Source organism: Photobacterium aquimaris, assembly GCF_002954455.1.
GTDB lineage: Bacteria > Pseudomonadota > Gammaproteobacteria > Enterobacterales > Vibrionaceae > Photobacterium > Photobacterium aquimaris.
In genome coordinates, this window is record NZ_MSCC01000003.1 from 1 (window position 1) to 13161 (window position 13161).

Annotated in this window: 14 protein-coding genes and 1 pseudogene; 7 read left to right on the forward strand and 8 right to left on the reverse strand. The window is 43.4% G+C overall.

What is annotated here, in order from left to right; translation table 11 throughout:
* The first annotated feature begins 206 nt into the window (after positions 1 to 206).
* The gene (locus tag BTN98_RS16160; protein WP_060999343.1) at positions 207 to 740 is read left to right on the forward strand and encodes a gamma carbonic anhydrase family protein; all 534 of its coding nucleotides are present in this window, start codon (positions 207 to 209) and stop codon (positions 738 to 740) included.
* A gap of 24 nt (positions 741 to 764) precedes the next feature.
* Here BTN98_RS16160 and BTN98_RS16165 read toward each other — a convergent pair whose 3' ends face one another.
* The 4 genes from BTN98_RS16165 to tsaC form a co-directional block, all read right to left on the reverse strand.
* A complete protein-coding gene (locus tag BTN98_RS16165; protein ID WP_060999342.1) occupies positions 765 to 1031 on the reverse strand; it encodes a DUF1488 family protein in 267 nt (88 codons plus the stop codon).
* Positions 1032 to 1036: 5 nt separating this feature from the next.
* A complete protein-coding gene (gene aroE, locus BTN98_RS16170; RefSeq protein ID WP_060999340.1) occupies positions 1037 to 1858 on the reverse strand; it encodes a shikimate dehydrogenase in 822 nt (273 codons plus the stop codon).
* Positions 1859 to 1920: 62 nt separating this feature from the next.
* Positions 1921 to 2841, reverse strand: coding sequence for an oxygen-dependent coproporphyrinogen oxidase (gene hemF, locus BTN98_RS16175; protein WP_060999338.1), 921 nt, complete (start codon positions 2839 to 2841; stop codon positions 1921 to 1923).
* A 3-nt stretch (positions 2842 to 2844) separates the two neighbouring features.
* The gene (gene tsaC, locus BTN98_RS16180) at positions 2845 to 3402 is read right to left on the reverse strand and encodes an L-threonylcarbamoyladenylate synthase type 1 TsaC (protein WP_060999337.1); all 558 of its coding nucleotides are present in this window, start codon (positions 3400 to 3402) and stop codon (positions 2845 to 2847) included.
* 194 nt (positions 3403 to 3596) lie between these two features.
* Between tsaC and purE the strand changes: the two genes are divergently transcribed.
* Together purE and BTN98_RS16190 are read left to right on the forward strand one after the other, a co-directional pair.
* Positions 3597 to 4085: a 5-(carboxyamino)imidazole ribonucleotide mutase gene (gene purE / locus BTN98_RS16185; RefSeq protein WP_060999335.1), complete on the forward strand. Its 489-nt coding sequence runs from the start codon at positions 3597 to 3599 to the stop codon at positions 4083 to 4085.
* Positions 4085 to 5203: a 5-(carboxyamino)imidazole ribonucleotide synthase gene (locus BTN98_RS16190; RefSeq protein ID WP_065190124.1), complete on the forward strand. Its 1119-nt coding sequence runs from the start codon at positions 4085 to 4087 to the stop codon at positions 5201 to 5203. Before purE ends, BTN98_RS16190 begins: the two co-directional genes overlap by 1 nt.
* Positions 5204 to 5263: 60 nt before the next feature.
* Here the strand turns inward: BTN98_RS16190 and BTN98_RS16195 are convergent, their stop codons facing one another.
* Genes BTN98_RS16195 through BTN98_RS16210 form a run of 4 tightly spaced genes read right to left on the reverse strand, consistent with a single transcriptional unit; the run spans position 5264 to position 8470 of the window.
* On the reverse strand, positions 5264 to 5824 hold the full coding sequence (locus BTN98_RS16195; protein WP_060999334.1) for a DNA topoisomerase family protein: 561 nt from the start codon (positions 5822 to 5824) through the stop codon (positions 5264 to 5266).
* Positions 5825 to 5826: 2 nt separating this feature from the next.
* Complete coding sequence (locus BTN98_RS16200; protein ID WP_060999333.1) at positions 5827 to 6300, reverse strand: DUF494 family protein; 474 nt, start codon at positions 6298 to 6300, stop codon at positions 5827 to 5829.
* A gap of 2 nt (positions 6301 to 6302) precedes the next feature.
* Complete coding sequence (gene dprA, locus BTN98_RS16205) at positions 6303 to 7403, reverse strand: DNA-processing protein DprA (RefSeq protein ID WP_060999331.1); 1101 nt, start codon at positions 7401 to 7403, stop codon at positions 6303 to 6305.
* Positions 7404 to 7408: 5 nt separating this feature from the next.
* Complete coding sequence (locus BTN98_RS16210; protein WP_060999330.1) at positions 7409 to 8470, reverse strand: LysM peptidoglycan-binding domain-containing protein; 1062 nt, start codon at positions 8468 to 8470, stop codon at positions 7409 to 7411.
* A 350-nt stretch (positions 8471 to 8820) separates the two neighbouring features.
* On the opposite strand from BTN98_RS16210, the gene def reads away from it, so the two are divergent.
* The 4 genes and pseudogenes from def to trkA all read left to right on the forward strand — a co-directional run bounded on the left by def (position 8821) and on the right by trkA (position 13159).
* Positions 8821 to 9321 (forward strand): peptide deformylase, encoded by a 501-nt coding sequence (gene def / locus BTN98_RS16215; protein WP_060999327.1) that lies wholly within the window; start codon positions 8821 to 8823, stop codon positions 9319 to 9321.
* A gap of 24 nt (positions 9322 to 9345) precedes the next feature.
* Positions 9346 to 10290: a methionyl-tRNA formyltransferase gene (fmt, locus tag BTN98_RS16220; RefSeq protein WP_060999326.1), complete on the forward strand. Its 945-nt coding sequence runs from the start codon at positions 9346 to 9348 to the stop codon at positions 10288 to 10290.
* 82 nt (positions 10291 to 10372) lie between these two features.
* A pseudogene (rsmB, locus tag BTN98_RS16225) lies at positions 10373 to 11656 on the forward strand (16S rRNA (cytosine(967)-C(5))-methyltransferase RsmB); the annotation flags it as partial.
* A gap of 126 nt (positions 11657 to 11782) precedes the next feature.
* Positions 11783 to 13159: a Trk system potassium transporter TrkA gene (gene trkA, locus BTN98_RS16230; protein WP_060999322.1), complete on the forward strand. Its 1377-nt coding sequence runs from the start codon at positions 11783 to 11785 to the stop codon at positions 13157 to 13159.
* Positions 13160 to 13161: the final 2 nt, after the last annotated feature.

Genomic DNA, 13161 nt, shown 5'->3' on the forward strand with positions numbered 1-13161 from the left:
TGATTTCGTTGCCAGCCAATGGCTTGCTCCGTGTCAGTGAGGTCGTATTATAGAGACTTCGATCACGTTGGCAAGGTCTAATTTGCAATAAATTCGTCATATTTGCCCGAACGTCCAAATAACGATCAACCCATTATGTTTTGCTTGTTAATCACACGAATTTTTCGCTATGGTAAAAGTATAACTTCGATTAAATAAGCATTTTTATGACATTTTATCTTCGCCAGTACCAGAATCATCAACCACAAATAGCCAATACTACTTATATAGATACCACTGCGGTCGTTATCGGTCAGGTTACTATTGGTGAAAACAGTAGTTTGTGGCCATTAGTGGTTGCTCGTGGGGATGTTAATCACATTGATATTGGTCAACGCAGTAATATTCAAGATGGCTCGATTCTTCATGTAAGTCGAATCAGCACTGCAAATCCAAAAGGTTACCCTCTTATTATAGGTAATGACGTAACGGTTGGACATAAAGCCATGTTGCATGGCTGCCAAATTGAAGATCGCGTATTAGTAGGCATGGGAAGTATTATTTTAGATGGTGCTATTATTGAGCATGATATCATCATAGGTGCCGGCAGCTTAGTTCCACCTAAAAAGCGACTTTGTTCTGGCTTCCTTTATATAGGAAGCCCAGTTAAACAAGTTCGCCCATTAACAGAGCAAGAGTTAATGTCATTAACTCAATCAGCCACTAATTATGTCGACTTAAAAGATCAATACCTTAGTTGATGATGAAATTTGATAATGGTGAAATTATTCACTAATAACAATATCGCCATTATCATTAAAGTCTTCATTATCAATCATCGCTTCAGCAATATCTTCAATATCAAATCGATATTCAATGAAAGTCGCAATTATCTCATCTGACGTTGATAGACTTTTCCCACTATGCTGTTGTAACCAGTCTAAGGTAACCCAACAGATAATCAGTGCACCGCCTTGCTGGGCAGGGAAGTTAACAGCTTGTCGAACGGCATCCCATGATTGGATATCTGAAAATAAAATATCTTGGTTCATTACTTTTACTCTTGTAAAGTTCGGCGCAACTCGTGTTGTACTTGTTTAGCTCCTGGACGAAGGCCGCGCCATAGCACAAAGCTTTCCGCTGCTTGTCCAACGAGCATCCCTAATCCATCTAACGTTTTAATTGCGCCATGCTCTTTTGCCCAACGATTAAAAGAGGTGATCGTTGAACCATAAACCATGTCATAGCATGTAGTATTCGTACCAACCACCGTTGGTGATATCGCTGGCACATCCCCCGATAAACTGGCGGAAGTTGAATTGATGATCACATCAAAAGTTTGACTCTCAAGTTGAGCTTGCTCTAGTGCAACAACATTACCGAAAGCAGCAAACAACTCTGCCAATTGTTGTGCTTTGCTTACAGTACGATTTGCAATAACCAATTGTTGAGGTTGTTGTGCTAATAATGGCAAGATCACACCACGAGCAGCACCACCTGCGCCTAATAATAAGATGCGTTGATCTTTTAGCTCAACATGCTGAGTGATGAGATCTTGTACCAGCCCTTCACCATCGGTGTTATCACCTAACACGACACCATCATCCAATTTTTTAAGTGTATTTACCGCACCAGCCAAACGAGCACGCTCAGTCAGCATGGTCGCATATTGATAAGCTTGCTCTTTAAATGGTACCGTGATGTTACAACCTTTACCACCACCCTGAAAAAATGCATCTGCCGCTTGTACAAAACCATCAAGCGCTACCAGTTGACTGATATACGTCATCTGCTGGCTCGTTTGACGGGCAAACAAGGTATGAATGAACGGAGATTTACTTTGCCCGACCGGGTTACCAAATACGACGTACTTATCCATATACGAATTCTCCCTTTATATTAATAGACTCTATCACTTCGAGATCTGAGCTCAATAATTAATTACCACTCTCGCGGCTTTAAATAATCCTGATACAACCGCGCTTCTGCTGAATTAGGTTCTGGTTCATAGCAATACTCCCAACGCGCTAATGGTGGCATCGACATTAAAATAGATTCTGTTCTTCCGCCGCTTTGTAGACCAAATAAGGTGCCACGATCATAAACCAAATTAAATTCCACATAACGTCCACGACGATAAAGCTGAAATTCACGTTCGCGTTCACCATAAAGTAATTGATGTCGCTGAGCCACTATCGGTATATAAGCATCAACAAAACCATTACCGACCGCTTGAGTATAAGCAAAGCTCTTATCAAATCCCCATTGATTGAGATCATCAAAGAATAAACCACCCACACCGCGGGTTTCATTACGGTGCGGTAAGAAGAAGTATTTATCACACCATGCTTTATGCTGTTGATAAACATCATCACCAAACGGCGCACACAACTGTTTAGCTGTATCATGCCAGTGTTGGCAATCTTCTTCGAAAGGATAGAAAGGGGTAAGATCAAAACCACCACCAAACCACCAAACCGGAGCTTCACCGTCTTTTTCTGCGATGAAGAAGCGAACATTGGCATGAGAGGTTGGCACATAAGGGTTGCGAGGGTGAATAACCAATGACACGCCCATCGCTTCAAAACGACGACCTGCTAATTCTGGACGATGTGCTGTCGCGGATGCTGGCATCTCATCGCCATAGACATGGGAGAAATTTACCCCTGCTTGCTCAAACACCGTGCCATTACGCAATACTCGACTACGACCACCGCCACCTTGCTCACGCTGCCATTGATCTTGTTCAAATACCGCGCTGCCATCTTGTTGTACCAATGCGTGGCAGATGGTGTCTTGAAGTTGAAGTAAAAACGTTTTTACTGCGTGCTTATTAAGCTCTATTTGCTCACAATCAGTCATTAATTACCCCTGACGGAAAATATTACCCGTTTGGGCATCTCGAATTTCAGAAGGATTAGTACGACCTTCGGTTTCACCATCAAGTATCGCTGCAAGTTTATCTCCAAGTTGCAGCTCAACATCAGCCACGGTACGCCCTGGCTCAAGTCCGGTTAAATTAGCGCTGGTTGAGGTTATTGGCTTACCAAATTCACGACAGAGTTGTTGAACTAACGGGTGTGCAGTAACACGAACAGCAATAGTAGAAAATTGGCCCGTTAAAAAAGCAGGGACATTGGCTTTGGTTGGCATTACCCAAGTGACAGGCCCCGGCCATGATGCCAATACCGTTTGTTTTTGCTGCGGTGTTAATTGACTATCATCTATATAAGGCAATAACTGCTCATAGTCAGCTGCAATTAAAATTAAGCCTTTTTCTATTGGGCGCTGTTTTAAGGCTAATAATTTATTCACGGCCTGTTGATTATCAGGATCACAGCCAACACCAAATACCGCTTCGGTTGGATATCCAATCACTTGACCTTGCTTTAGTGCTGTTACTACTTGGGTAATATTTGCCACAAATTCCTCTGCTCTTTATTCAGCTGATATTTTATTTTTTAGTTAGATAATCATCATACCGACACATGCTTAACAACACCATTTAAGGTTAATCATAGCGTAACTTTACCTACGCAAACGTTTTCCTTTGGGGTAAATCACCGTATAATGGCACAAATAACACTTTAGTCATTCATTACCTATAGGAGATCGGAATGAAAGTTGGAATTATCATGGGATCAAAATCTGATTGGCCAACCATGCAACATGCCGCAGAAATGCTCGAGCGCTTTAACGTTGCCTATGAAACTAAAGTGGTTTCAGCTCACCGTACTCCTCATCTATTAGCAGAGTATGCTGAAACAGCCCGCAATCGCGGTATTAGCGTCATTATTGCTGGTGCTGGCGGTGCTGCACATTTACCAGGCATGACCGCTGCGTTTACCAGTTTGCCGGTGCTAGGTGTACCGGTGCAATCTCGCGCTTTAAAAGGCATGGACTCACTATTATCAATTGTGCAAATGCCAAAAGGAATTGCCGTTGGTACCCTCGCTATTGGGGAAGCTGGTGCTGCCAATGCCGGTTTATTAGCAGCTCAAATCATTGCAACTCACAACCCAGAGGTTTTAGCGGCTGTTGAAGCTTTCCGCCAGCAACAAACTGATACTGTACTCGATAACCCTAATCCGGCTGAGGATGCATAATGAATCAGGTACTGGTACTTGGTGCTGGCCAACTTGCACGAATGATGGCACTCGCCGGCGCACCACTGAATATTAATGTTATCGCCTACGATGTAACGACCACTAATGTGGTACACCCTCTAACTCAACAGTGCCAATCATTATCATTGATTGAAGCCATTGCCGCAGCCGATGTTATCACCGCTGAATTTGAACATATTCCTGATGCTATTTTAAGCCTCTGCGCAGCCAGTGGTAAATTTAAGCCTCACCCTGATGCTATCAAGGCCGGTGGCGATCGCCGCATTGAAAAAAACTTATTAAATAACGCTCAAGTTGCTAATGCGCCATACCATATTATTAATAGTCGTGCAGATTTAGACGCTGCAATTACTGCAATTGGATTACCGCTAGTATTAAAAAGTGCCTTAGGCGGTTATGACGGTAAAGGTCAATGGCGCTTAAAAACTCACGATCAAATTGAATCAGTATGGAATGAAATGGCGCAATGTATTGCGGCAAGTGCTAACCAAGCAATTGTGGCAGAAAAATTTATTGGTTTTGATCGTGAAGTATCTTTAATTGGAGCGCGTAATGCTAAGGGGGATATTAAAACTTATACCCTCAGTGAAAATGTTCACACAGATGGCGTACTTAGCTTATCAACTGCCATTGTTGGTGATAACACCCTGCAACAGCAAGCTCAGCAGATGTTCACGGCGGTTGCGAAACAATTAAATTATATTGGTGTGCTGGCGTTGGAATTTTTTGAGGTTAATGGCCAATTACTGGTTAATGAAATCGCTCCTCGCGTCCACAATTCAGGTCATTGGACCCAACAAGGCGCAGAGACATGCCAATTTGAGAACCATCTTCGAGCAGTGTGCAATTTACCATTAGGCGGCACCGATCTTATTCGTCCAAGTGCAATGATCAATATTCTTGGCCAAGATAGCGTTCCCGAAGCGGTATTAGCCTTAGAAAATTGTCATATACATTGGTATGGCAAAGAAAAACGTGACGGTCGTAAAATGGGACATATTAATGTCTGTGCGGCAACCCCAGAACAATTACAATATCAGTTAATGTTATTAGGGCAAATATTACCGCCACAGTATTTTCCTGCACTACCACACTAAATAGCCGATAAAAAAAGCCTGCACTATTATGCAGGCTTTTAGTTTTCATCATTAATTAACTTATTTTTCAACACCTTGATAAGCATTGCATTTTCGATCAGCGCACTGCAATTTGATACCACTGACTAATCTCTTTTCTAACAACAAGCCAAATCCACACTGCTGGCATGTACCAATCACGGGTTTATTATTAACGGCAAAACGGCATTGCGGGTATTTATCACACGCATAAAACAGTTTGCCATAGCGTGATTTGCGCTCAACTAAATGCCCCTGATGACATTCAGGGCAATTAATATCAGTTTGCTGAGGTTTTTTTTCTGGCGATGCAAGGTAATGACATTCAGGGTATGCTGAACAACCAATAAACATTCCATAGCGACCTTGGCGTAAAACCAATGGCTGAGCACATTCAGGACATGGCATATCGAGCTGTTTAACTATATGGCCATCATTTTGTTTAAGGGGCTGAATATAGTCACACTTAGGATAATGTTCACACCCCAAAAAAGGGCCATGCTTACCAAAACGCATCACCAAATCAGCGTTGCACTGTGGACATGATTGATGCTGTAAAGCGTGCTCATGGGCTGCAAATAAGGGCTCATTGTCGGTGGTCATTATTAATGTAGACCTCCATCTTCTGCGCCATATAATAATTCTTCGACCTGATCATAAGCCGCTTCATTACCGGGAGCGTTAAACAACACCATCAGAATAATCCACTTTAGATCATCTAGTATAAATTCTTGAGTATCGAGTTCCATCACTCGATCAATCACCATTTCTCGCGTATCAGTATTAAGAACATCGATTTGCTCAAGATAAAGCAGAAAACCTCGACATGCAGTATCCATACGTAACATTTCTTTGTCGGTATAGATGCGCATTGACGTTATCGCACTATGGTTAACATATGGTGTGTTTTCTGTTTCTTGTAAAGCAGCCAGTTTTTCAAGCCACTCTAAGGACTTGTAAATATCATCCTGATGAAAACCTGCACGCAGAAGCTCCTCTGAGAGTTCGTCTTGATCGACTAATAACTCGGCTTCGCTTTGAATATAGGTTTCAAATAGATACATAAGAATATCCATCATAACTAGCCCCTCCTCGTTCTGATATAACCACCGGGCACTGCAGTCACCCAACCAGACAGCTCTAATTCTAATAATTGCGGTAAAATTTGGTGGATGGGTTGTTTACAGCGTTCAGCAACGACATCTACGGGTGTTGCTTCGGTGCCTACGTTAGCCAACAGTGCAGGAAATGGCAATTCTTCATTTTGCTTCGTTGCTAAAGGCACGCCTATTTGATTGTTTATTGCACATTCTGTTAGGCTTCCTACCTCTTCATAAATATCAGCTGGACTTTCTACCAGTTTAGCACCTGATTTAATCAGCGCATTACAACCTCGACTGGCGGGATTATGAATCGAACCAGGTAGTGCAAAAACTTCTCGCCCTTGCTCCAACGCATAACGAGCAGTAATTAATGAGCCACTTTTTTGCGCCGCCTCAATCACTAATACTCCGGTCGATAAACCACTTATAATACGATTTCGACGCGGAAAGTTTTGCGGACACGGCTGTTGTTGTGGCCAAAACTCTGACACTAATGCACCTTGTTCAACAATGCTGGCCGCCAATGTACGATGTCGAGCAGGATAAATTTGATCAAGCCCTGAGCCTAATACCGCAATGGTTAATCCACCGGCTTGCAATGCCCCTTGATGTGCCTGACCATCAATCCCTAATGCTAACCCACTAGTGACCACATAATTATTAGCGGCTAACGCTTTTGCAAAATGGAACGCTGATTCGCGACCATCAATGGATGCCGAACGACTACCAATGACTGCTATTTGGGGGGCGGCTAACGCGGCCACATCTCCACGAATAAACAATATCGGTGGCGGTGACGAAATCTGCTTTAATAGATGAGGATAATGCGCTGAAGCGAGAGTTAAAATATGCTGTTGTGGTGCTTGCTGCCATTGCAATGCGTGCTCTAAGCGCTGTTGATTAGGATGCAACAAAGCCTGTATTTGTTTGGCTGTTAACCCATATTGCTGCAATTGTTCTGCTGTCATTGCCACTAATTGCGATGGACTCGTATCGGCCAGCACGCGCTGAATACGGCTGCCCCCCAATGAAGGAACAGCCGCCAGTTGTAACCATGCAATAAGTTCAGTGTCAGTCATCACGATTATGAGCGTGGCGCCTGAGCAACTACACCAGGTTTAAACGGTTGCTGGTTATTTAGTACCACCGCTAAACTAAAATATTCATAAGGACGTAATACCATCGCTTGAGCCACAGCGACAGTGCCTAATTGAGTACTATCGGTTAATAAAGTGCTGGTTTGATAATGATATTGACCTTTTTTACCTTGTACCTGCGCACCGGGTTTAAACAACTCAAATACTTGCCCAGCAACCATGCCATCGAGATGACCGCGATCAAGCACAATCACATCGTAATTAGAAATATAACTATAACCACTGATTTGACCCAACACTGTCGCAGATAATGATACTGGCGGTGTCATTGGTGAAAACGATAAGTCATGCTGAATATCAGTGCCTAATAATGGCAATAAAATATCATTGGGAATAATTTCTTGCTGAAAACGATCAACCTGTAATTGACTGGTAACGCCATCACTGGTTATCACCGTTACATCAGCAATTTCTTTAAGGGTTGAGATCTTTGCCGTAATCTCCGTCTGCTGTTGCTCATCAGTTCGAACAAAGTCTTGCTCTAAACGGTACACTCGCCATTGGCTGGTCGGCACTAATGACTGATCAGCCCACAACACATCACCAATAGAAAGATAACCACGCTCTTCACTGGTGCCAAGGATCTGTGGTTGAGTCGTTAACGCCTCTGCACTGATCAACTTATCTTGTGCCACATATGCCACCATTAAATATCCTGGTAACGAAGTGATCGGCTGGCGCACAACTCGCACTTGAGGGGATAATTTAAGGTGTTTTTTCAGGCTTAATTGCGGTTTACCATTAACCCAAATAAGGTGTAAGCGATCACCTGGATAAATTAAATGGGGATTTTTAATATAACTGTTTTTTTGCCATAGCTGAGGCCACGACCACGGGTTATTTAAAAATACAGCTGAAATATCCCATAAGGTATCGCCTTTTTTAACCACATATATTTCAGGATGGGTAGTTTTTAACTGTGGTTGAGGAGCTGCAACCAACGACGGCATAAAAAGAATAAAACTAACAATAATAACCCATTGCCTCATATGATCAGTTCCTTCGATTGCACAAGTTGCGACCTAGCGATATTTAAACAATCACTCATAATTGACAAAGGTTGGCATTAGCTCTTTGATATGTCGACCGTTTAACAACCACTGCCCAAGGCTTTTCGGCTTATATCACGGTTTATTAATCACTGTTACATCGAGAATGCTTTAACTTTGCTAAGAGCTAACATAAATTATTTCAACTTAAGTGGTATCTATATTGACGCTACCAACAACGGTTAACGACGCCTGCACGTATTAGGTACTGTTATTTGGGTGCTAAAATGACTAGAATTAGACCAACAACGCTATATTTTTCTAGTAACCGTTAACGAATTCGAGCCCTTATGTCGCTATTGTCAGTTTTAATCTTTCCAGATGACCGCCTACGTACTGTTGCCAAACCCGTAGAGGCGATTACGCCACAAACTCAACAGATCATCGATGACATGCTTGAAACCATGTATGACGAAGAAGGTATTGGTCTTGCTGCAACCCAAGTCGATATTCATCAACAGATTGTGGTTATTGATGTTTCTGAACAACGTGATCAGCCAATGGTATTGATTAACCCTCAAATTACTGCCGCCCATGGTGATGATGGTATTGAAGAAGGTTGTCTTTCAGTGCCAACAGCGCGCGGTTTTGTTCCACGTGCAGCAACGATCACTGTTTCAGCATTAGATCGTGACGGCAATAACATTACTTTTGAGGCCAATGACCTTCTGGCAATTTGTATTCAACATGAATTGGATCACCTTGCTGGCAAACTATTTGTTGATTACTTGTCGCCACTTAAGCGCCAACGTATTAAAAGCAAATTAGAAAAATTAAAACGTTCTCACTAACAACACCCACCATTCGAGGTTATCTTGAGCAAACCATTACGCATTATTTTTGCAGGTACGCCTGACTTCGCCGCCCGTCATTTGGCGGCGTTATTGTCTTCACAGCATCAAGTTGTGGCGGTTTATACTCAACCAGACCGCCCTGCCGGTCGTGGTAAAAAACTCACAGCGAGCCCAGTTAAGAATATCGCCGTAGAACACGATATTCCGGTGTTCCAACCAGCCTCACTGCGTAATCTTGAAGCTCAACAACAACTCGCTGCGATTGAAGCCGATATTATGGTTGTTGTGGCTTACGGTTTATTATTACCCCAAGAAGTACTTAATACACCGCCACTTGGTTGTATTAATGTTCATGGTTCAATTTTGCCACGCTGGCGCGGTGCGGCACCGATTCAACGTTCAATTTGGGCGGGCGATAAAGAAACTGGCGTCACCATCATGCAAATGGATATCGGCCTTGATACTGGCGACATGCTGCAAGTGGCAACGTTACCGATCACGGCGACCGATACCAGCGCTACTATGTATGAAAAATTAGCGGATCTTGGTCCAAGTGCATTAATTGAGTGTTTAACAACAATTGCAAATGGCACCGCAGTCGCGACCAAGCAAGATGATACTCAAGCAAACTACGCTAAGAAATTAAGCAAAGAAGAAGCCCAAATTGATTGGACTATGGATGCAACAGCCATTGAACGTTGCGTACGTGCGTTTAATCCATGGCCAATGAGCCACTTCACTGTCGCAGAACAAACGATCAAAGTATGGCAAGCCAGTGTTGAGAGTGATAACCAAGGCCAATTACCGGGTACGATTCTAACTGCCGATAAACACGGTATTGTGGTCGCTACAGCTAATGGCGCTTTACGTCTATTATCTCTACAACCACCGGGCAAAAAAGCCATGTCAGCGGCGGATTTATTAAATTCGCGTCGAGAATGGTTCCAAGTTGGCAACCAACTTTAAATACCAAGGCCAGGGTTAAGTCACTGGCTTTTCTTTTTCAGATTAACCACGTAGCGCCAGCACCAACAGCGCTCAGGAAACAGCTATGAATGTAAGAGCCGCAGCGGCCAAAGTAATTTATCAGGTCGTCGATCAAGGGCAGTCATTATCTGCCGCGCTACCGCTAGCGCAGCAGGATATCAGAGAACGTGATCACGCTTTATTGCAGGAAATCTGCTACGGCGTATTACGCTGGCTACCTCGATTAGAGTCAATCACTCAGGCATTAATGGAAAAACCATTAACCGGTAAACAACGGGTTTTTCATCACCTGATTTTAGTTGGCTTATATCAACTTGGTTATATGCGCATTCCTGCTCACGCTGCGGTTGCTGAAACAGTTGATGCCACCAAGACTCTTAAAAAACCCCAATTACGCGGCTTAATTAATGCCATTTTGCGTAGTTACCAGCGTCAAAAAGAAGCCCTTGATGAGAAAGCAATCAGTCACGATGCGGGTAAATACGGCCACCCAAGTTGGTTATTAAAATTACTTAAAACCAGTTACCCAGATCAATATGCGGCTATTTGTGAAGCTAATAACACTAAAGCGCCAATGTGGTTACGCGTAAATAGTCACCATCATGATCGTGATACCTACCGTACTTTATTAGACGCTGAAGGTATTGCAACCGAATTACATCCGCAAGCGGCAGACGCATTACGCTTAATTTCACCGTGTGATGTAACCAAACTACCAGGCTTTAGTGATGGTTGGGTATCTGTTCAAGATGCAGCAGCACAACTAGCAGTGGATTACCTAACACCACAAGCGGGTGAATTAATTCTCGATTGTTGTGCCGCCCCTGGTGGTAAAACGGTTCATATCATGGAGCGAGTACCTTCTGCACAAGTGGTGGCGATTGATTGTGATGAAAATCGCCTTAAACGCGTTTATGAAAACCTCACCCGTTTAAACCTCACCGCACAAGTTTTATGCGCTGATGCGCGTTACCCTGAGCAATGGTGGCATGGCGAAAAATTTGATCGTATCTTGCTTGATGCACCATGTTCAGCAACAGGCGTTATTCGTCGTCACCCTGATATTAAGTGGCTCCGTCGTGGCGAAGATATTGCCGCATTAGCATTACTACAAGCAGAGATTTTTGATGCGATTTGGCTGCAATTAAAACCAGGGGGTACCTTAGTTTATGCGACATGCTCTATCACACCACAAGAAAACTGTGATCAAGTAAAAGCTTTCTTAACCCGTACAGCTGACGCAATCTTAGTCGATAGCGATCCCGCTTCTCCTGGGCGTCAGATCCTTCCTGGTGAAGAAGCAATGGATGGTTTTTACTACGCAGTATTAACTAAAGCAAACTAAGATAAATCACTAACAATAGCGGAACTTGACTTCAATGTTCCGCTTTTTAGTCTCTTTTATACGCCACCTATTGTCGATTTTAATCGACAATGACTGTTGGTTGGCATTACTCATCAGGCATAGGCTATGAAAATTATCATTCTCGGTGCTGGACAAGTTGGCGGCACGCTTGCTGAAAACCTTGTTGGCGAGAATAACGATATAACCATCGTTGATAAAAACCCAGATCGTCTTCGTGAACTGCAAGATAAATATGACCTACGGGTTGTACAGGGTTTTGCAAGCCACCCACAAACATTACGTGATGCTGGGGCTCAAGATGCAGATATGTTGGTTGCCGTCACTAACTCTGACGAAACTAACATGATTGCCTGCCAAATCGCGTTCTCATTATTTAACACCCCTAACCGCGTGGCTCGCATCCGTTCTCCTGAATATTTGCGTGAAAAAGAGCAATTATTCCAATCCGATGCTGTTCCTGTCGATCACCTTATTGCACCAGAAGAATTGGTTACCGATTACATTGAACGCTTAATCGAATACCCAGGCGCATTACAAGTGGTGAGCTTTGCTGAAGAAAAAGTCGGTTTAGTGGCGGTAAAAGCCTACTACGGCGGTCCATTGGTAGGTAATGCCTTATCAGCCCTGCGCGAACACATGCCACATATTGATACTCGTGTTGCAGCAATCTTCCGTCAGGGTCAACCTATTCGTCCTCAAGGCACGACGATTATTGAAGCTGATGATGAAGTATTTTTTGTCGCTGCTAGTAATCATATCCGTTCGGTAATGAGCGAATTGCAACGCCTAGAAAAACCGTATAAACGCTTAATGATTGTCGGTGGTGGTAATGTCGGTGCAGGTTTAGCCCGCCGTCTAGAGCAAAACTACAGTGTCAAACTGATCGAACACAATCAACAGCGGGCTGAAAACTTATCCGAAATGCTGCAAGATACGATAGTCTTTTGTGGCGATGCTTCGGATCAAGAATTACTCAGCGAAGAGCACATCGAACAAATTGATGTCTTTATTGCTGTTACTAATGACGATGAAGCCAATATCATGTCGGCAATGCTGGCTAAGCGCCTAGGTGCAAAAAAAGTCATGGTACTGATTCAGCGTGGTGCTTATGTTGATTTAGTCCAAGGTGGCACCATCGATATTGCGATTTCACCTCAACAAGCAACCATTTCAGCGCTACTTACCCATGTTCGTAAAGCGGATATTGTGAACGTATCATCATTACGTCGTGGTGCAGCCGAGGCGATTGAAGCCATTGCCCATGGTGATGCCAGCACCTCAAAAGTAGTTGGTCGTGCCATTAGTGAAATTAAACTGCCACCAGGTACCACTATTGGTGCCGTTGTGCGTGGCGAAGAAGTGCTAATCGCCCACGATCGCACCATGATTGAGCAAAATGACCACGTAGTTATGTTCTTAGTTGATAAGAAATATATCCCTGACGTTGAACGTCTTTTCCAACCGAGCCCCTTCTTTTTGTAACT

Excerpts from the sequence above, each read along its gene's own strand:
- BTN98_RS16210 (WP_060999330.1), bottom strand. The coding sequence starts at position 8,470 with ATGAGGCAATGGGTTATTATTGTTAGTTTTATTCTTTTTATGCCGTCG.
- def (WP_060999327.1), top strand. The coding sequence starts at position 8,821 with ATGTCGCTATTGTCAGTTTTAATCTTTCCAGATGACCGCCTACGTACT.
- hemF (WP_060999338.1), bottom strand. The coding sequence starts at position 2,841 with ATGACTGATTGTGAGCAAATAGAGCTTAATAAGCACGCAGTAAAAACG.
- BTN98_RS16165 (WP_060999342.1), bottom strand. The coding sequence starts at position 1,031 with ATGAACCAAGATATTTTATTTTCAGATATCCAATCATGGGATGCCGTT.
- BTN98_RS16200 (WP_060999333.1), bottom strand. The coding sequence starts at position 6,300 with ATGATGGATATTCTTATGTATCTATTTGAAACCTATATTCAAAGCGAA.
- aroE (WP_060999340.1), bottom strand. The coding sequence starts at position 1,858 with ATGGATAAGTACGTCGTATTTGGTAACCCGGTCGGGCAAAGTAAATCT.
- BTN98_RS16160 (WP_060999343.1), top strand. The coding sequence starts at position 207 with ATGACATTTTATCTTCGCCAGTACCAGAATCATCAACCACAAATAGCC.
- dprA (WP_060999331.1), bottom strand. The coding sequence starts at position 7,403 with ATGACTGACACTGAACTTATTGCATGGTTACAACTGGCGGCTGTTCCT.
- BTN98_RS16195 (WP_060999334.1), bottom strand. The coding sequence starts at position 5,824 with ATGACCACCGACAATGAGCCCTTATTTGCAGCCCATGAGCACGCTTTA.
- purE (WP_060999335.1), top strand. The coding sequence starts at position 3,597 with ATGAAAGTTGGAATTATCATGGGATCAAAATCTGATTGGCCAACCATG.
- BTN98_RS16190 (WP_065190124.1), top strand. The coding sequence starts at position 4,085 with ATGAATCAGGTACTGGTACTTGGTGCTGGCCAACTTGCACGAATGATG.
- trkA (WP_060999322.1), top strand. The coding sequence starts at position 11,783 with ATGAAAATTATCATTCTCGGTGCTGGACAAGTTGGCGGCACGCTTGCT.